Consider the following 16,767-nt stretch of genomic DNA (forward strand, 5'->3'; position numbering starts at 1 on the left):
ACCGACCGTCACCGGAGCATGACGTTCACACGATGTGCGGCCCTGGCGCTCGCCGCGGCGACCGCCCTGCTCGCCGTGCCGGCGACCGCCGAGGCCGCAACGGTGCCCAAGGGCTTCGCCCCGGCATCGAGCAGCTGGCTGACGCCCAAGCACGGCTACGTGCTCGGCTACGCCGGCGCCACCGGCTACCTGCTGGAGACCACCGACGGCGGCGCTCGGTGGTCCCGGCTGGCCGCCCCGCCGATCGCGCTGCCCGACAACCACAACCACGTCGCGCTGACCGTGCCCGACGCCAAGCACGCCTTCGTCTCCGACGGCGAGCGCATCCAGGCCAGCACCGACGGCGGCAAGCACTGGTTCGCCGTGACGCTGGCTGGGCTGCCCAGCCCCAGCTACCTCAACAAGATCGACATCGCCGACGGCCACGTGCTGGCCCTGGCCAGCACGCTGAGCCAGCCCGACCACAACACCACCCAGCTCTACACCGGCAAGGTCGGCGCCAAGACGCTGACCGCCGTGCCGGGCCTGTCGGTCGACGGCGGCATCACCTACGGGGACCTCGCGGTCGGCGGCGGCGTGCAGATCTCGGTCGGTGCGGACCACTCCACCAGCAAGTACTGGACCTCCACCGACGGCGTGCACTTCACGACCGCGCCGCTGCCCTGCGATGCGTCCATGCAGACCGCACTGGACGGCGTGCGGCAGGGCAAGGTGCTCAACCTGTGCCTCGGCGACCCGTCCGACCCGTCGCCCGGGCACATGCACAAGCAGCTGGTCCACGCCGCGGCGCTGGGCGTGCGCTACCTGCCCTCCGACGCCGAGGCCCCGCTGGCCGGCATCTACCAGGGCTTCGCATCGGGCTCGGACCAGAACGCCGCCATCGCGGCCACCGGCGGGGGCATCGAGCTGCTGTACAGCACCACCGACGGCGGCAACACCTGGCAGACCACCGAGCTCGACGAGGACCGCTTCGGGCTGTACGACCTGCGGTTCGTCGACCACGCCTTCGGCACCGTGATCACCGGCGCGCCCGATGCCTGGAACGGCTCGGTGCTCTACCGCACCACCGACTCCGGCCACAGCTGGCAGCCGGTGACCTTCAGCTAGCGACCCGGACGTTGCGGGTGACCGCGGCGCGGGCGGCCAGGTCCTGGTCCGCGGGGTAGTCGACCCGGACCAGGGTCAGGCCGTGCGGCGGCGCGACCGTGACGGAGCTGGAGCGCTCGGTGGAGCGCAGCAGGGAGGCCGGCCAGTCGACCGGCTTGCGGCCCTCGCCGACGGCCAGCAGCGCGCCGACCAGGCTGCGGACCATGGAGTGGCAGAACGCATCGGCCGACACGGCGGCGGTCAACACGCCGTCCTCGCCCCGGGTCCAGGTCAGCCGCTGGAGCTCACGGATGGTCGTGGCACCCTCGCGTCGTTTGCAGAAGGCGCAGAAGTCATGCTCGCCGAGCAGCAGCTCGGACGCCTCGGACAGGGCCGTCAGCGACAGCGGCCGAGGCCACGAGATGGTGTCCAGGCGGCGCAGCGGATCGGCCCCGAAGGGGGCGTCGGCCACGCGGTATTCGTAGTGCCGGCGCAGCGCGGTGAAGCGGGCGTCGAACTCGTCGGGCACCCTGGTCGCCCGGAACACCCGCACGTCGGCCGGCAGAATGCGGGACAGCCGCTTGGGCAGGCCGTCCACATCGGACTCGGCCGGCAGGTCGACGTGGGCCACCTGCCCACTGGCATGCACGCCGGCGTCGGTGCGACCGGCCACCGTCAGCGTCAGCGGCTGCCGGAACACCTGGGACAGCGACTCCTCCAGCACGCCGCACACCGTGCGCCGCTCCGGCTGGCGGGCCCAGCCCGAGAACTCGGTGCCGTCGTAGCCGAGATCCAGCCGAACGCGGACGAGCCCGCCATCCCCGGAGGGAGTGGCGGGCTCGTCGTGGACGGCAGAAGTCACTCGGACTTCTTGTCCTCAGCCTCGGCGGTCTCCTCGACCTCGGCGACAGCCTCGGTCTCGGCGGCCTCGTCAGCGGCGGCCTCCTCGGCGGCCGGGGTCTCGACGACCTCGGCGGCCGGGGTCGCGGCCTCGTCCTTGGCGAACTTGGTGCCGCGGGCCTTCTCGGCCTCGGTGGAGACCAGCTGCTCCGCGATCAGCTCGATCACGGCCATGGGGGCGTTGTCGCCCTTGCGGGGCATGGTCTTCACGATGCGGGTGTAGCCACCGTTGCGGTCGGCGAAGTGCGGGCCGATCTCGGCGAACAGCTTGTGCAGCACATCCTTGTCGCGGATGGTCTTGAGGACCTCACGACGGTTGTGCAGGTCGCCGCGCTTGGCCTTGCTGATCAGCCGCTCGGCGAGCGGACGCAGCTTGCGCGCCTTGGCCTCGGTGGTCTTGATCCGCCCGTGCGTGAACAGCGCCGTGGCCAGGTTGGCCAGCAGCAGCCGCTCGTGGGCCGGAGACCCGCCAAGCCGGGCGCCCTTGGTGGGGGTCGGCATTTCCGTTGCTCCTGTGGTCTAGAACAGCTGGTTCAGAGCTGCTCAGTCTCTGCGTAGTCCTGGCCGTCGTCGTGGTGTCCGTCCACACCCGCGTCGGACCAGCCCGCGTCGGCCGGGAAGTCGGTCGCGGCGACCGACGGGTCGAACCCGGGCGGGCTGTCCTTCAGCGCGAGGCCGAGGCCGACGAGCTTGAGCTTGACCTCGTCGATCGACTTGGCGCCGAAGTTGCGGATGTCGAGCAGGTCGGCCTCGCTGCGCGAGACCAGTTCGCCGACGGTGTGGATGCCCTCACGCTTGAGGCAGTTGTAGGACCGGACCGTGAGGTCGAGGTCCTCGATCGGCATCGCGAACGCGGCGATGGTGTCCGCCTCGGCCGGCGACGGGCCGATCTCGATGCCCTCGGCGTCGGTGTTGAGCTCACGGGCCAGGCCGAAGAGCTCGGTCAGCGTCTTACCCGCGGACGCGACGGAGTCGCGCGGCGTGATCGACGGCTTGGTCTCCACGTCCAGGATCAGCTTGTCGAAGTCGGTGCGCTGCTCGACACGAGTGGCCTCGACCTTGTACGTCACCTTCAGCACCGGCGAGTAGATCGAGTCGACCGGGATCCGGCCGATCTCGGCGCCGGCCTGCTTGTTCTGCACCGCCGGGACGTAGCCGCGACCGCGCTCGACGACGAGCTCGATCTCCAGCTTGCCCTTGGCGTTGAGGGTGGCGATGTGCAGGTCGGGGTTGTGCACGGTGACACCGGCCGGAGGCACGATGTCGCCCGCGGTCACCGCGCCGGGACCCTGCTTGCGCAGGTACATGGTCACCGGCTCGTCCTCCTCGGAGGACACGACCAGCTCCTTGAGGTTCAGGATGATGTCGGTGACATCCTCCTTCACCCCGGGAACCGTGGTGAACTCGTGCAGCACGCCGTCGATCCGGATGCTGGTCACGGCCGCGCCCGGGATGGACGACAGCAGCGTGCGCCGGATCGAGTTGCCCAACGTGTAGCCGAACCCGGGCTCCAGCGGCTCGATGACGAACCGGGACCGGGTGTCGTTGATGGGCTCTTCGGCGAGCGTGGGTCGCTGAGAGATGAGCACTGCTTACCTTCTTTCGTACGACGCCCGCTATTTGACGTCGACCGAGTCCCGGCCCGGCCGCCGTGCGGCGACCGGGCCGGGAAGGATCACTTCGAGTACAGCTCGACGATCAGCTGCTCCGACACCGGCGTGTCGATCTGGGCCCGCTCGGGGAGCTGGTGCACCAGAACACGCAGGGAGGACGGAACCACCTGGAGCCAAGCCGGGATCGGACGGTCACCGAAGGTGGCCTTGGCGACCTCGAAAGGCAGCGTCGGCAGCGACTTCGGCTTCACGTCGATGATGTCCCACTTGGACACCCGGTAGCTGGGGATGTTCACCTTGTGGCCGTTCACGATGAAGTGACCGTGGCTGACCAGCTGGCGGGCCTGGCGGCGGGTGCGAGCCAGACCGGCGCGGTAGATGACGTTGTCCAGCCGCGACTCGAGGATCTGCAGCAGGTTCTCACCGGTCTTGCCGGTCTTGCGAACCGCTTCCTCGTAGTAGCGGCGGAACTGACGCTCCAGCACGCCGTAGGTGTAGCGAGCCTTCTGCTTCTCCTGCATCTGCAGGAGGTACTCGGACTCCTTGATGCGACCGCGGCCGTGCTGGCCGGGCGGGTACGGACGGCGCTCAAAAGCCTGGTCGCCGCCGACGAGGTCGACCTTGAGGCGACGCGAGATGCGCGTCGCGGGGCCGGTGTAACGAGCCATCTTTTTACTCCTCCCCGTGCCTCAGACCCGGCGCCGCTTGGGCGGGCGGCAGCCGTTGTGGGGCTGCGGGGTCACGTCCTGGATGGTTCCGACCTCGAGGCCCGCCGCCTGCAGCGAACGGATCGCGGTCTCCCGGCCGGAGCCGGGGCCCTTCACGAACACGTCGACCTTGCGCATGCCGTGCTCGGCCGCCTTGCGGGCGGCGTTCTCGGCGGCCATCTGCGCGGCGAACGGCGTGGACTTACGCGAGCCCTTGAAGCCGACGTGGCCGGCCGAGGCCCACGCGATGACGGCGCCGGTCGGGTCCGTGATGGAGACGATCGTGTTGTTGAACGTGCTCTTGATGTGGGCGTGCCCGTGAGAGACGTTCTTCTTCTCCTTGCGCCGGATCTTCTTGACCCCGGCGCCGGAGCGAGTCTTGGGTGGCATTCTTCGGAGATCTCCTAGCTAGCGGGGGTTACTTCTTACCGGCCTTCTTCTTGCCGGCCACCGTCTTCTTCGGGCCCTTGCGGGTGCGGGCGTTGGTCTTCGTCCGCTGACCGCGCACGGGAAGCCCACGACGGTGCCGAAGCCCTCGTAGCAGCCGATCTCCATCTTGCGACGGATGTCGGCCTGGACCTCGCGGCGGAGGTCACCCTCGACCTTGTAGTTGGCCTCGATGTGCTCACGCAGCTTGGCGAGGTCGTCGTCGCCCAGGTCCTTGGCCCGCAGGTCCGGGCTGATGCCCGTCGCGGCCAGGAGCTCCTTGGAACGAGTCCGGCCAATGCCGAAGATGTAGGTCAGCGCGATCTCCATCCGCTTTTCGCGGGGGAGGTCGACGCCAGCGAGTCGTGCCATGCGGCGTACTGCTCCTCACTTTGTTCATCGCTCCAGGTCTGCTCCTCGTCCGTTCTGGGACCGACTCGCTGTGCCGGTACACCCGCTCGCACGGGTGCTGTCCCAGCCCCGGCCTGGAGTCCGGGGGTGAGTCGGGTGCTCGCGCGCCCGACAGGGTCGAGGAGGTGTGTGTACTTGTGGTCGCGTCCACTGAGTGGATCAGCGACGAGTACAGGGTTCGGTGCTCAGCCCTGGCGCTGCTTGTGGCGCAGGTTGTCGCAGATCACCATGACCCGGCCGTGACGGCGGATCACCTTGCACTTGTCGCAGATCTTCTTGACGCTCGGCTGGACCTTCACGGTCGTGCACTCCTGTGCGAGTAGTTAGGGGATCCGGAGGCAAGCCCCCGGCGTGGGTCGCCCAACACGCAGCGGCCCCACGTCCCCAACGTGGAGGTCACTTGTAGCGGTAGACGATTCGGCCGCGGGACAGGTCGTAGGGCGACAGCTCCACGACAACCCGGTCCTCCGGCAGGATACGGATGTAGTGCTGCCGCATCTTGCCGCTGATGTGTGCGAGAACCTTGTGGCCGTTCTCCAACTCGACTCGGAACATCGCGTTGGGGAGTGGCTCGACCACGCGGCCCTCGACCTCGATGGCCCCGTCCTTCTTGCCCATGTCCTCCGCGTTTCGTGACGGTGGTATGACTGGTGTGCGGCCCGCGCGACACCCCGACTCCGATCGCCCACCGAGATCACGAACGCGGTGACTTCAAGATCACCGCAGGCACGACGGAATCGACGCGACGAGTGCGCCGTCAATCCAGTGTACGGTGCAGGCCCTCATACCCCAAATCGAGGCGCAGGTCACGCCCGGTTGTCGCGGCCAAGGCCCAGGATGTAGCCCGCCACCAGCAGGGCTCCCCACGGGCCGGCCACCCAGATCCACCAGGGGTAGACCATGCCCTCCGTGATCACCACGATCGCCCAGATCACGAAGTTCACCAGGCTGGCCGCGAACCAGGCCCCCGTCGCCACCCGCATCACCGAGGCCCCGCGGCTCTCCGGCCGCCGCGCCACCTCCGCCGTCGGCTGCCCCGCCGGCGCCGGATCCTTGACCAGCTCCGACCTGGACCACGGCACCGGCTGCCGCACGTCCGGCAGATCCGCCGTCACCGCCGCCAGCTCCCCGAACGTTCGCGCCTCCCACACCCGGCGCGTCCGGTCGTCGAACTCGTTCAGATCGAGGCGGCCCTCCGCGTGGGCCTTCTCCAGCTGGCCGGCCACCATCCCGCGGTCGGCATCCGACACTCGCTTGGCGTCCGACGGCACTGGCTGCTCCACCCCTACATCCTGCCAGCCGCCGGCCTTCAATAACACCGTTACCGCCGCCCTGTCGGGCCTGCCCGGCACAATCCAGATGTGGAGTTCCAGCTACTCGGTCCCCTGCAGGTCGTCCACGACGGCACCGTCATCCCCATCCGCGCCGCCCAGCAGCGCACCCTGCTCGCCGTGCTCGCCCTGCACCACGGTCGGCTCGTCCTCGCCGACCAGCTCATCGACCGCCTCTGGCCCACCACCCCTCCCGCCGGCGCCCGCGCCACCCTTCGCACCTATGTCATGCGCCTGCGCAAGGTCCTCGGCGATCCGACCGTCATCGAGACCATGGCCACCGGCTACCGCCTGGTCGGCGGCACCACCGACCTCCAGCACTTCGACTCCCTGGTCGCTCAACCTCCCACTTTGGCCTTGCTCGACCAGGCCCTCTCCCTTTGGCGCGGCACCCCCGTCGACGGCCTCCTCCCCGCCGAGACGCAAACGCTTGCCGACCGCTATCTCGACGTCCTCACCCAGCGCTGCCAGCTTGCCGTCGACCTCGGCCTTCACGACGACGTCATCCCCGCACTCCAGGACCTCGTCACCCTGCACCCTCTCCGTGAACATCTCTCCGCCCTACTCATCCGCGCCCTCCACGCCGCCGGCCGCCCCGCCGAGGCTCTCGCCGCGTACGACCAGGCCCGTACCGCCCTCTCCGATCAGCTCGGCATCGACCCCGGCACCGAGCTCACCGCCGCACACGCCTTGCTCACCGACCCCACCCCTCGCCGCGTCGTCTCCCAGCTGCCCCCGGACCGTCGCCAACTTCGTCGGCCGCCACCATGAGCTAGACGCCCTGCGCCAGCACCTCACCTCGCACCGCATCGCCGTCGTCAGCGGGCCTCCCGGCATGGGCAAGACCACCCTCGCCATCCGCTCCGCCCATGCCCTCAAGACCGACTTCCCCGACGGTCAGCTCTTCGTCAACCTCCGTGGCTACGACCTACGGCAACCGCTTGCCACCACCCAGGTCCTCGCCATGTTCTTGCGCGCCCTCGGCGTCCCCGCCGACCAGATCCCGCCCGACGAGCCCGGCCTCGTCTCCCGCTACCGCGCCGAATGCGCCGGCCGTCGCCTGTTGGTCGTCCTCGACAACGCTTCCTCCGCCGCTCAGGTCCACCCTCTGCTTCTCGACTCCCCCTCCGCTGCCCACCTCATCACCAGCCGCGACCTCCTCCGCGAGCTCACCGATCCCCTCCAGCTCGACGTCCTCCCCGCCGCCGACTCCCTCGCCCTCCTCGGCCCCGACATCACCTCCGCCGCCCCCGAGGCCGCCGCCGAGGTCACCGAACTCTGCGGTCACCTCCCCTTGGCCCTCCGCATCGTCGTCGGCAACCTGCCCGACCACTCCCCAGCCTCGATCGCCGCGTATGCCACCGAACTCCGCGGGCAGCGCCGCATCGACGCCTTGGAAATCCTCGACGAGGAAAAGACCGGCGTCCGCACCGCCTTCGACCTCTCCTACGCCGCTCTGGACGCGCCAGCCCGCCGGCTGTTCACCTTGCTCAGCGTCGTCCCCGGCCAGGACTTCACTCCAGCCCTCGCCGCCGCCATCGGCGACATTCCTGTTTCCGAAGCCACCGCCCAGCTCACCCGCCTGGCGACTGCCAACCTCCTCCACGAGCACGTCCCCGACCGCTTCCAGTTCCACGACCTGATCCGCGCCTACGCAGCCAACAAGAGCGAGTCCGACGAAAGCCCACAGGCGGTAGATTCCGCCTCGGAGCGCATGCTGGACCACTACCTGCACAGCGTCGACAACGGCACGTCACATTTGGGCCGCAGCATGCCTCGACTGCCATGCCCTCCGCCTCCACCGAGCGCTCGGCCGCTCGAATTCGAGAATGTGCAGCTCGCACTCCAGTGGTTCACCGAGGAAATATCCAACCTGGTGTCGGTGGCACAATTTGCTGCTACTTTTCACACCGGCTGGCACGGCTGGCAGCTGACCAACGCTCTGCTCTTTTACTTCCACACCAGGGTCGGCCCCCAGCACGACTGGACTGCGGTCGCGCGAGCGGGTATCGCGGCAGCCGAATGTGACGGGCACACCACAGGCCTCGCGGAGGCGCACCGCGTCCTCGCCATCTCGCTGCGCCCATGGCTTAACGCCGGCTGGGATATCGATGATCTCGGCGCACAGGCACTGAGCCACCTCACCAAATCCATCGCGCTCTACCGCGAGGCACAGGACGCACACGGGATCCCGAACACAATCAGTAACTACGCGATCGTACTGCACGACCTCGGCCGCATGATGGAATGCATTGGCTACTTCAGGGAAGCCGTCCAGGAAGCCGTGACACTCGGCTCCAAGCGGGCCGAGATCACAGCCCGGGCCAACCTGGCCAGTGCCCTGGGCGAGGTCGGCCGCCTGAGTGAATCCACGGACATGCATCTGAGCACTCTTGACGCCGCACGACGGATCGGTCACCACGCGACGGAGACACGCATCCTGATGTCTTTGGGTGACATGGCATTCTGGAGCGGCGCTGTCGACAAGGCGATCGCCTACTTCACCAACGCGCTGAAAATGGCGACATCCTTGTCGCTCGACAACATGAGATACAATATTCAAGCACAGCTGATCTGGTCACGGACGATAAAAACGCTTGCCTTGACCGACGATGACCGAACGATTCTCGACCATATCGCAGCTGACGTGGACAGCATCGACGCGCTCGCCGCCGTCGCGGGCGCATATCTAGACAGCGGGGATCTCGACGCTGCGGGGTCACTACTCGAACGGCTCGCGGCGAACATCCAGAAGAAGAGGCCTCAGTATTACGACAGCGTGGTGCTGTGCGACCTTGCCCGTGCGCGGCTGCTGACCGGAGATCTGGCGGCGGCGGAATCCACCGCCAGCACGGCGCTGACCATTAGCCGGGCTATTCCGTCGCTGGTTTCGGTTGGACGAAGCCTGACCACGCTGGCCACCATCGCGATGCGGAAGGGCGATCGACAGCAGGCTGAAGCAGCTGCGATTGAGGCGTTGACTGTGCATCGGGAGACCGGGCATCGGCCGGGGGAGGCGGAGACGCTGGCGTTGCTCGGCGACCTGTGCGATGACGATGAGTACCGCAGGCAGGCCGCCGAGCTCTACGCCGAGATGGGGATCAGTCCTCGGGGGCGGTGAGGATCCAGGGGCCGTCGTCGGTGATGGCGACGGAGTGCTCCCAGTGGGCGGCGCGGGTGCCGTCGGCGGTGATGACGGTCCAACCGTCGTCGAGCTCACGGGTCTGGTCGGTGCCAAGAGTGAGCATGGGCTCGATGGCGATGGCCATGCCGGCCTTCAAGCGGGGGCCCTTGCCGGGCTTGCCGAAGTTGGGCAGGAAAGGCTCCATGTGCATCTGGGTGCCGATGCCGTGGCCGCCATAGTCGGTGACGATGCCGTACTCGACGCCATCGGCCTCGTCGGAGCGGATGACGGAGCTCTCGATGGCGAAAGAGACGTCGGTGAGGCGGGCGCCGACGACGGCGGCCTTGATGCCGGCCTGCATGGAGGCACGGGTGGCCTCGGAGAGCTTGCGGTCGGCCTCGGTGGCGGCGCCGATGAGGACGGTGATGGCGGCGTCGCCGTGCCAACCGTCGAGGATGGCGCCGCAGTCGATGGACACCAGATCGCCATCGGCCAACACCTGAGTGGGACTCGGGATGCCGTGCACGACCTGGTCGTTGACGGACGAGCAGATCGACGCGGGGAAGCCGTGGTAGCCCTTGAAAGAGGGCACGGCCCCGGCGTCACGGATGGTCTGCTCGGCCAACTCGTCCAGCTCGGCGGTGCTGACGCCGGCAGCGGCGCGGGCGGCCATCAGGGCCAGGGAGCGGGCGACCACGATTCCGGCCGCCCGCATCGCCTCCAGCTCACCGCGCGTCTTGATCTCGATACCGCGACCTCGCTTGAGCAACTCAGGCTCCAGCGCGCAGCGCCTTGAGCGCCCGCTCGGTGATCTCGCTGATCTCGCCGACGGCGTCGACGGTCACCAGGATGTTGTTGTAGTAGTCCAACAGCGGCCGGGTGGCCGACCGGTAGACCTCCTGCCGGTGCCGCACGACCTCCTCGGTGTCGTCGGCCCGACCCCGCGCCAACAGTCGCCCGACGACAACGTCCTCGGGCACGTCCAGCTCGAGCACGGCGTCGAGCGACTCGCCGGACTCGGCGAGGATCTCGGCCAGCACATCGGCCTGGGCGGTGTTGCGCGGGAAGCCGTCGAGCAGGAACCCGGCGTGGGCGTCCGGCTGCGCGAGCCGGTCCTTGACCATCGCGTTGGTCACCGAGTCCGGCACGAGGGCGCCGGTGTCCAGGTACTTCTTGGCCTCCAGCCCGAGCGGGGTCTCCTCGGCGATGTTGGCCCGGAACAGGTCCCCGGTGGAGATGTGGGGAACGCCGAGCTTCTCGCTGAGCACGGTGGCCTGAGTACCCTTGCCCGCGCCTGGCGGGCCGACGAGGACGAGTCTCACTAGCGGAGGAACCCTTCGTAGTTGCGCTGCATGAGCTGGCTCTCGATCTGCTTGATCGTGTCGAGACCGACGCCAACCATGATCAGCACAGCGGTGCCGCCGAACGGGAAGTTGTTGTTCGCGCTCTGGTTCCCGGTGACGCCCAGGAAGAAGGTCGGCAGGACAGCCACGATGCCCAGGTACAGCGAGCCGGGCAGCGTGATCCGGTTCAGCACGTACGAGAGGTACTCCGAGGTCGGGCGGCCCGGGCGGATGCCGGGAATGAAGCCGCCGAACTTGCGCATCTCGTCCGCCCGCTCGTCGGGGTTGAACGTGATGGCGACGTAGAAGTACGTGAAGAAGATGATCAGGGCGAAGTACAGCGCGATGTGGCCCGGCGCGTTCGCCTGCACGATGTAGGTCTGCACCCACTGCTGCCAGCCGCCGCTGCCGCCCTGGTTAGTGGTCAGCGAGATGATCAGCTGCGGCAGGTAGAGCAGCGACGAGGCGAAGATGACCGGGATGACGCCGGCCTGGTTCACCTTGAGCGGCAGGTAGGTCGACGTGCCGCCGTACATCCGGCGGCCGATCATGCGCTTGGCGTACTGCACCGGGATCCGACGCTGCGCCTGCTCGAGGAAGATGACGAAGCCGATGATCAGCAGGCCGAACACGCAGATCGCGGTGAAGACCAGGCCGCCACCCTGCTGCAGGATGTTCTGGCCCTCGGTCGGAATACGGGCCGCGATCGAGGTGAACATCAGGATCGACATGCCGTTGCCGACGCCGCGCTCGGTGATGAGCTCGCCGAACCACATGATGATCGCGGTGCCCGCGGTCATGGTGACCACGACGACGCTCAGCGAGAACAGGCTCTGGTCGGGGATGACCTGGGCCGGGCAGCTGCCGAACAGCTGGCCGCGGGTGGCCAGCGCGATGATGCCGGTGGACTGCAGGATGGCCAGCGCGACCGTCAGGTACCGGGTGTACTGGGTCAGCTTGTTCTGGCCGGCCTGGCCTTCCTTCTTCAGCTGCTCGAAGCGGGGAATCACCACCGTCAGCAGCTGGATGATGATGCTCGCCGTGATGTACGGGAGGATGCCCAGCGAGAAGACCGACAGCTGCAGCAGCGCACCGCCGCTGAACAGGCTGATGAGGCCGAAGACCCCGCTCTGGTCAAGGCCCGAGATGCACTGTTGGACGTTTGCGAAGTTCACGCCCGGGGAAGGCAGCTGCGAGCCCAGCCGATACAGCGCAAGGATCCCCAGGGTGAACAGGATCTTGCGGCGCAAGTCCGGCGTCGCGAGAGCCGAGCGGAAGGCGCCAAGCACGCGTGACCTCCTCGGCGTCACCGGTCTCCGACCGGTGAACGGCTTGTCCGACTCTAGGCCGGCTGACGACCTGGCGAGCAAGCCAGGAACGCTTCGTGCCATTGGGGCCCGAAGCGTGCTCACGACTCTAACAGGCCCGACCGGGGCTACGGACCCCACCAGGAGCAGAAAGCCGCGGTGATCATCGGGGACCTCCGGTCGACGGGTCCCGAATCGGACATTCCCGACCGGTAGCCGCAGGTCGACCGGCCATTCGGCGGCCTGGCGACGCTACTTCCGGTCGCCCAGGTTCTTCATGATCCGCTGACCGGCCGGCACCAGCACGGCCTTGGCCTCGGCCAGGGAGAGGCCACGGTCGCCGTGGTCAGGGTCCTCGGCCCGCAGCTCGATCACGAACCGGCCCCTGCGGATCAGCAGCACGCCGGCGGTGGCCACCGAGCCCGGCTGGTTCATGATCACGGACTCGTCGCCGAGCGGGACGTCGGTGGCCACGCCGGCGTGCTGAGTCCGCTCGAAGTTGACGTTCAGCTGGGCCGGCCGGTCCGAGAGGTAGCTGGTGACGCGCAGGTCCAGCGCGGTGCGGGACAGCGAGTCGGCCTCACCGGTGCCACGCTCGCACTCCATCTCGATGAAGTTGTACAGGTTGTGGTCGTTCTGGTCGCCGAAGGTCACCTGCCCGACGGCGGTGCCGGGCTGCTCGACCACCAGCGGCGACAACGGCTTGTGGTACGCGCTGTCGAAGACGTCGCCAGCCAGCAGCGGGCACGCCTGGATGTGGTCCTTCGGGAAGGCGGCCTTGTCGTACGTGACGGTGGACGGCCCGGCCGGGTTGGCCATCTGCGTGCCCAGGTTGCGGCCCACGGTCGCGGTGATGTCGGCGAGCCTGCCGGCGTAGCCCGCCTGGCTCAGGCTGAAGTCCATGTCCACGGTGATGCCCTTGCCGGCGAACACCGTGTCGCCGGCGGCGTCGCCGCGCAGCTGCGTGTACACGGTGATGTCGCCGATGTCGGCCTGGCGCTCATACCGGTCGACGTTGCCGTTGATCGGGTTGTACGGCTTCTGCGACACGGCCAGGACGACCTTGTCGCTGTTGGACTTGTCGTTGGCCTCCAACGTGTACTCGCACCGGTTGAGCGAGAAGCCGCTGCCGCTGGCGAAGCCGAGCGAATCGGTGTGCAGCGGGCCGTTCCCGTCGCCGGCGAGGTAGACACGTTGGTAGTTGGCGACGTTCGGCTCGGGATTGGGGTCGTAGCGCAGCCCCAGCTTGGCCAGGTCCGCCAGCGAGAGAACGTTGCAGGCCTGCACCACGGCCGTGCCCTGGTAGCTGATCGGCTGCGCGCCGGGCTGCTCGGCCAGCGGCGCCGGATCCGCGTACGTGCCCGAGTCGGCCTCAGGTCCGGGCCGCTTCACGGTCATGCCGTCGTCCCGAGCCGCGGTCTGCTGCTGGCTGCTGCCGGCGGGGAACAACACGGGGCGCAGCAAGGTGAAACCGACGATGCCGACGACCAGCAGCGCGCAGCACAGCACGATCACCAGCCGGACGGCGTTGCCCCGCTTCGGGGGCGGCGGCGGACCGGGCTGCCACTGCTGCTGCCCCGGATAGCCGTAGGGCTGCCCGGGATACGGCGGCTGCGGCGGATAAGGCTGTTGCCATTGAGGTTGCTGCGGCCCCGGATACGGCGGCTGGGGCTGGTGCCACTGGGGCGGTTGCGGTGGCGTCGACACGTCGACGGACGCTAGCCGACTGGGCCATCCGGAGCATTGAGGAACCATTGAACGGTCCCGGACACAGCGAAGCGGCCCGGCAGGAGAGGAGTTCCTGCCGGGCCGCTTCGCGGTACTACGTCAGTTCACAGCGTGGTGATGGTGCCACCAGCGGCGGTGATCTTCTCCACCGCACTGCCCGAGAACTTGTGCGCGGTGATGTCCAGCTTGACGCCGGCGATGTCGCCGTCGCCAAGGACCTTCACCAGCTCGTTCTTGCGAACGGCGCCCGCGGCCACCAGGGCGGCCACGTCGACGGTGCCGCCCTGCGGGAACAGGCGGGCCAGGTCGGCGACGTTCACGACCTGGTACTCGGTGCGGAACGGGTTGCGGAAGCCCTTGAGCTTCGGCAGCCGCATGTGCAGCGGCAGGTTGCCACCCTCGAAGCGAGCCGGCACGTTCTTGCGTGCGCCGGTGCCCTTGGTGCCGCGACCCGCGGTCTTGCCCTTGGAACCCTCACCGCGGCCGACCCGGGTCTTCGCCGTCTTGGCGCCGGGGGCCGGGCGGAGGTGGTGGATCTTGATGGTCATGAGTTGACCTCCTCCACGACCACCAGGTGGCGCACGGTGTGGATCAGACCCCGGTTGACGGGGTTGTCCTCACGCACGACCGACTGGCGGATCTTGCGCAGACCCAGCGTCCGCAACGTGTTGCGGTGGTTCTGCTTGGTACCGATGCTGCTCTTGACCTGCGTCACCTTGAGCTGGGCCATGTCACACCTGCCCCGCGCGAGCGCGCAGCATGCCGGCCGGAGCAACGTCCTCCAGCGGCAGACCACGACGGGCGGCGACCTCTTCGGGGCGCTGCAGGCCCTTCAGGGCGGCCACGGTGGCGTGCACGATGTTGATGGCGTTGTCGCTACCCAGCGACTTGCTCAGCACGTCGTGCACACCCGCGCACTCCAGGACGGCACGCACCGGGCCACCGGCGATGACGCCGGTACCGGCGCTGGCCGGGCGCAGCAGAACCACGCCGGCGGCCTTCTCGCCCTGGATCGGGTGCGGGATGGTGCCGCCGATGCGAGGCACGCGGAAGAAGTTCTTCTTCGCCTCCTCGACACCCTTGGCGATGGCGGCCGGAACTTCCTTGGCCTTGCCGTAGCCGACACCGACCATGCCGTCGCCGTCGCCGACGATCACCAGCGCGGTGAAGCTGAAGCGACGACCACCCTTGACGACCTTCGCCACCCGGTTGATGGCGACGACGCGCTCGAGGTGCGGGGTCTTCTCCTGGGCCGCCCCGCCGCGGCCACCGTCACGACGGTCGCGGCGCTCTCCGCGCTCGCCACCGCCGCCTTCGCGACGCGTGCGTCCCGGCATCAGACGGCCCTCTCAATTCCAGTGTTGTTCATGATCAGAACTCCAGCCCCGCCTCGCGGGCGGCGTCCGCCAGCGCGGCGATCCGGCCGTGGTAGTCGTAACCGCCGCGGTCGAAGACGACCTTGTCGATGCCGGCTTCCTTGGCGCGGGCCGCGACCAGCTGGCCCACCTTGACGGCGCGGGCCTTCTTGTCGCCGTCCAGCGCGCGGACGTCCGCCTCCAGGCTGGAGGCCGACGCCAGCGTGTTGCCGGCGAGGTCGTCGATGACCTGCACGGTGATGTGCCGCGAGGACCGGTTGACGACCATGCGCGGACGCTCGGGCGTGCCGCTGATCTTCTTGCGAAGCCGGAAGTGACGACGGGCCCGCGAGACACGACGCCGGGTCGACACGTCCTTGCCGACCGGCTTCCTCTTGGTAGCAGTGGACTCAGCCATGATCACTTACCCGTCTTCCCGACCTTGCGGCGGATCTTCTCGCCCGCGTACCGCACACCCTTGCCCTTGTACGGGTCGGGCTTGCGCAGCTTGCGGATGTTGGCGGCGACCTCGCCGACCAACTGCTTGTCGATGCCCTGGACGGAGAACTTGGTCGGGGTCTCCACCACGAAGGTGATGCCCTCGGGCGCCTTCACCGGGACCGCGTGGCTGTAGCCCAGCGCGAACTCGAGGTCGGAACCCTTGAGCTGCACGCGGTAGCCGACGCCGGTGATCTCCATCTTCTTCTCGTAGCCCTGCGTCACACCGATGATCAGGTTGTTGATCAGCGTGCGGGACAGGCCGTGCAGCGAGCGCGACAGACGCTCGTCGTTGGGCCGGGTCACCTGGAGCGTGCCGTCCTCGGCCCGCTCGACGGCGATCGGCTCGACCACGGTGTGCGCGAGGGTGCCCTTGGGGCCCTTCACGTTCACGACCTGGCCATCGATGTTCACGTCGACCCCGGAGGGGACGGTGATGGGCAGCCTTCCAATGCGCGACATCGTCAGTCCCCCTTCCTCACCACACGTAGGCGAGGACTTCCCCGCCCACACCCTGCTTGCCCGCCTGCCGGTCGGTCACCAGACCGCCGGAGGTGGAGATGATGGCAACGCCCAGCCCACCGAGCACCTTGGGCAGGTTGGTCGACTTCGCGTAGACCCGCAGACCCGGCTTGGAGACACGCCGGACACCGGCGATGCTCCGCTCACGGTTCGGGCCGTACTTCAGCTCGACGACGAGGTTCTTGCCCTTCTCGCCGGCCGCGTCGCGGTAGCCGGCGATGTAGCCCTCGCGCTTGAGGATCTCGGCGATGTTCGCCTTGAGCTTCGAGTGCGGCATCACGACCTCGTCGTGGTATGCCGAGTTTGCGTTACGCAGACGCGTCAACATGTCTGCGATCGGGTCGGTCATCGTCATGGTGACCTGTCAACCTTTCTCGCCCTGGTTCCCATGGGCCTGGGGCGAAGTGGGGTGGTGC

General features: G+C 68.3%; 21 protein-coding genes and 1 pseudogene. 3 read left to right on the forward strand and 19 right to left on the reverse strand.

Annotated features, from left to right (window positions below):
- Positions 1-18: 18 nt before the first annotated feature.
- Positions 19-1,107 (forward strand): WD40/YVTN/BNR-like repeat-containing protein, encoded by a 1,089-nt coding sequence (locus M3Q35_RS30545; RefSeq protein WP_273936019.1) that lies wholly within the window; start codon positions 19-21, stop codon positions 1,105-1,107.
- On the opposite strand, the gene truA is transcribed toward M3Q35_RS30545, so the two are convergent.
- From truA to M3Q35_RS30590, 9 genes and pseudogenes are all read right to left on the reverse strand, one after another.
- Positions 1,100-1,948 (reverse strand): tRNA pseudouridine(38-40) synthase TruA, encoded by an 849-nt coding sequence (truA, locus tag M3Q35_RS30550; protein ID WP_273936020.1) that lies wholly within the window; start codon positions 1,946-1,948, stop codon positions 1,100-1,102. The genes M3Q35_RS30545 and truA overlap by 8 nt on opposite strands.
- Positions 1,945-2,487: a 50S ribosomal protein L17 gene (rplQ, locus tag M3Q35_RS30555; protein WP_273936021.1), complete on the reverse strand. Its 543-nt coding sequence runs from the start codon at positions 2,485-2,487 to the stop codon at positions 1,945-1,947. Before rplQ ends, truA begins: the two co-directional genes overlap by 4 nt.
- 32 nt (positions 2,488-2,519) lie before the next feature.
- Positions 2,520-3,575 (reverse strand): DNA-directed RNA polymerase subunit alpha, encoded by a 1,056-nt coding sequence (locus M3Q35_RS30560; protein ID WP_273936022.1) that lies wholly within the window; start codon positions 3,573-3,575, stop codon positions 2,520-2,522.
- An 86-nt stretch (positions 3,576-3,661) separates the two neighbouring features.
- Complete coding sequence (gene rpsD / locus M3Q35_RS30565) at positions 3,662-4,267, reverse strand: 30S ribosomal protein S4 (protein WP_273936023.1); 606 nt, start codon at positions 4,265-4,267, stop codon at positions 3,662-3,664.
- Positions 4,268-4,288: 21 nt separating this feature from the next.
- Entirely contained in the window at positions 4,289-4,696 is a 408-nt protein-coding gene (gene rpsK, locus M3Q35_RS30570; RefSeq protein ID WP_116172425.1) for a 30S ribosomal protein S11, read from the reverse strand.
- Positions 4,697-4,724: 28 nt separating this feature from the next.
- Positions 4,725-5,104 (reverse strand): annotated as a pseudogene (gene rpsM, locus M3Q35_RS30575) (30S ribosomal protein S13).
- A gap of 224 nt (positions 5,105-5,328) precedes the next feature.
- A complete protein-coding gene (gene rpmJ / locus M3Q35_RS30580; protein ID WP_022925314.1) occupies positions 5,329-5,442 on the reverse strand; it encodes a 50S ribosomal protein L36 in 114 nt (37 codons plus the stop codon).
- A 97-nt stretch (positions 5,443-5,539) separates the two neighbouring features.
- Positions 5,540-5,761, reverse strand: coding sequence for a translation initiation factor IF-1 (infA, locus tag M3Q35_RS30585; protein WP_005166804.1), 222 nt, complete (start codon positions 5,759-5,761; stop codon positions 5,540-5,542).
- A gap of 188 nt (positions 5,762-5,949) precedes the next feature.
- Entirely contained in the window at positions 5,950-6,426 is a 477-nt protein-coding gene (locus tag M3Q35_RS30590) for a DUF1707 domain-containing protein (RefSeq protein WP_273936024.1), read from the reverse strand.
- Positions 6,427-6,504: 78 nt separating this feature from the next.
- Between M3Q35_RS30590 and M3Q35_RS30595 the strand changes: the two genes are divergently transcribed.
- Together M3Q35_RS30595 and M3Q35_RS30600 are read left to right on the forward strand one after the other, a co-directional pair.
- Positions 6,505-7,245, forward strand: a complete 741-nt coding sequence (locus M3Q35_RS30595) for an AfsR/SARP family transcriptional regulator (RefSeq protein ID WP_273936025.1) — start codon at positions 6,505-6,507, stop codon at positions 7,243-7,245.
- A gap of 37 nt (positions 7,246-7,282) precedes the next feature.
- Complete coding sequence (locus M3Q35_RS30600) at positions 7,283-9,595, forward strand: ATP-binding protein (RefSeq protein WP_337960641.1); 2,313 nt, start codon at positions 7,283-7,285, stop codon at positions 9,593-9,595.
- On the opposite strand, the gene map is transcribed toward M3Q35_RS30600, so the two are convergent.
- The 10 genes from map to rpsH form a co-directional block, all read right to left on the reverse strand.
- Positions 9,576-10,367: a type I methionyl aminopeptidase gene (gene map, locus M3Q35_RS30605; protein WP_273936027.1), complete on the reverse strand. Its 792-nt coding sequence runs from the start codon at positions 10,365-10,367 to the stop codon at positions 9,576-9,578. The two genes, M3Q35_RS30600 and map, sit on opposite strands and share 20 nt — an antisense overlap.
- 1 nt (position 10,368) lies before the next feature.
- Positions 10,369-10,920: an adenylate kinase gene (locus tag M3Q35_RS30610; RefSeq protein ID WP_273936028.1), complete on the reverse strand. Its 552-nt coding sequence runs from the start codon at positions 10,918-10,920 to the stop codon at positions 10,369-10,371.
- Positions 10,920-12,230 (reverse strand): preprotein translocase subunit SecY, encoded by a 1,311-nt coding sequence (gene secY, locus M3Q35_RS30615; RefSeq protein ID WP_273936029.1) that lies wholly within the window; start codon positions 12,228-12,230, stop codon positions 10,920-10,922. The genes M3Q35_RS30610 and secY overlap by 1 nt, the downstream gene beginning before the upstream one ends.
- 270 nt (positions 12,231-12,500) lie before the next feature.
- Positions 12,501-13,955 (reverse strand): hypothetical protein, encoded by a 1,455-nt coding sequence (locus tag M3Q35_RS30620; protein ID WP_273936030.1) that lies wholly within the window; start codon positions 13,953-13,955, stop codon positions 12,501-12,503.
- Between the two features lie 125 nt (positions 13,956-14,080).
- Positions 14,081-14,524 (reverse strand): 50S ribosomal protein L15, encoded by a 444-nt coding sequence (rplO, locus tag M3Q35_RS30625; protein ID WP_273936031.1) that lies wholly within the window; start codon positions 14,522-14,524, stop codon positions 14,081-14,083.
- Positions 14,521-14,706 (reverse strand): 50S ribosomal protein L30, encoded by a 186-nt coding sequence (gene rpmD, locus M3Q35_RS30630; protein WP_273936032.1) that lies wholly within the window; start codon positions 14,704-14,706, stop codon positions 14,521-14,523. The genes rplO and rpmD overlap by 4 nt, the downstream gene beginning before the upstream one ends.
- Position 14,707: 1 nt before the next feature.
- Positions 14,708-15,313, reverse strand: coding sequence for a 30S ribosomal protein S5 (gene rpsE, locus M3Q35_RS30635; RefSeq protein WP_116172416.1), 606 nt, complete (start codon positions 15,311-15,313; stop codon positions 14,708-14,710).
- Positions 15,314-15,347: 34 nt separating this feature from the next.
- Complete coding sequence (gene rplR, locus M3Q35_RS30640; RefSeq protein ID WP_379794212.1) at positions 15,348-15,749, reverse strand: 50S ribosomal protein L18; 402 nt, start codon at positions 15,747-15,749, stop codon at positions 15,348-15,350.
- Positions 15,750-15,751: 2 nt separating this feature from the next.
- Positions 15,752-16,291: a 50S ribosomal protein L6 gene (gene rplF / locus M3Q35_RS30645; protein ID WP_273936034.1), complete on the reverse strand. Its 540-nt coding sequence runs from the start codon at positions 16,289-16,291 to the stop codon at positions 15,752-15,754.
- A 16-nt stretch (positions 16,292-16,307) separates the two neighbouring features.
- Positions 16,308-16,706, reverse strand: coding sequence for a 30S ribosomal protein S8 (gene rpsH, locus M3Q35_RS30650; protein WP_043721538.1), 399 nt, complete (start codon positions 16,704-16,706; stop codon positions 16,308-16,310).
- Positions 16,707-16,767: the final 61 nt, after the last annotated feature.

It is taken from the genome of Kutzneria chonburiensis (genome assembly GCF_028622115.1).
Classification (GTDB): domain Bacteria; phylum Actinomycetota; class Actinomycetes; order Mycobacteriales; family Pseudonocardiaceae; genus Kutzneria; species Kutzneria chonburiensis.

What these genes read in the sequence shown, in the direction of transcription:
- M3Q35_RS30545 (WP_273936019.1), top strand. Translation starts at nt 19, where the DNA reads ATGACGTTCACACGATGTGCGGCCCTGGCGCTCGCCGCGGCGACCGCC.
- rplQ (WP_273936021.1), bottom strand. Translation starts at nt 2,487, where the DNA reads ATGCCGACCCCCACCAAGGGCGCCCGGCTTGGCGGGTCTCCGGCCCAC.
- rpsD (WP_273936023.1), bottom strand. Translation starts at nt 4,267, where the DNA reads ATGGCTCGTTACACCGGCCCCGCGACGCGCATCTCGCGTCGCCTCAAG.
- rpsK (WP_116172425.1), bottom strand. Translation starts at nt 4,696, where the DNA reads ATGCCACCCAAGACTCGCTCCGGCGCCGGGGTCAAGAAGATCCGGCGC.
- infA (WP_005166804.1), bottom strand. Translation starts at nt 5,761, where the DNA reads ATGGGCAAGAAGGACGGGGCCATCGAGGTCGAGGGCCGCGTGGTCGAG.
- rplO (WP_273936031.1), bottom strand. Translation starts at nt 14,524, where the DNA reads ATGACCATCAAGATCCACCACCTCCGCCCGGCCCCCGGCGCCAAGACG.
- rpmD (WP_273936032.1), bottom strand. Translation starts at nt 14,706, where the DNA reads ATGGCCCAGCTCAAGGTGACGCAGGTCAAGAGCAGCATCGGTACCAAG.
- rpsE (WP_116172416.1), bottom strand. Translation starts at nt 15,313, where the DNA reads ATGCCGGGACGCACGCGTCGCGAAGGCGGCGGTGGCGAGCGCGGAGAG.
- rplR (WP_379794212.1), bottom strand. Translation starts at nt 15,749, where the DNA reads ATGGCTGAGTCCACTGCTACCAAGAGGAAGCCGGTCGGCAAGGACGTG.
- rplF (WP_273936034.1), bottom strand. Translation starts at nt 16,291, where the DNA reads ATGTCGCGCATTGGAAGGCTGCCCATCACCGTCCCCTCCGGGGTCGAC.
- rpsH (WP_043721538.1), bottom strand. Translation starts at nt 16,706, where the DNA reads ATGACGATGACCGACCCGATCGCAGACATGTTGACGCGTCTGCGTAAC.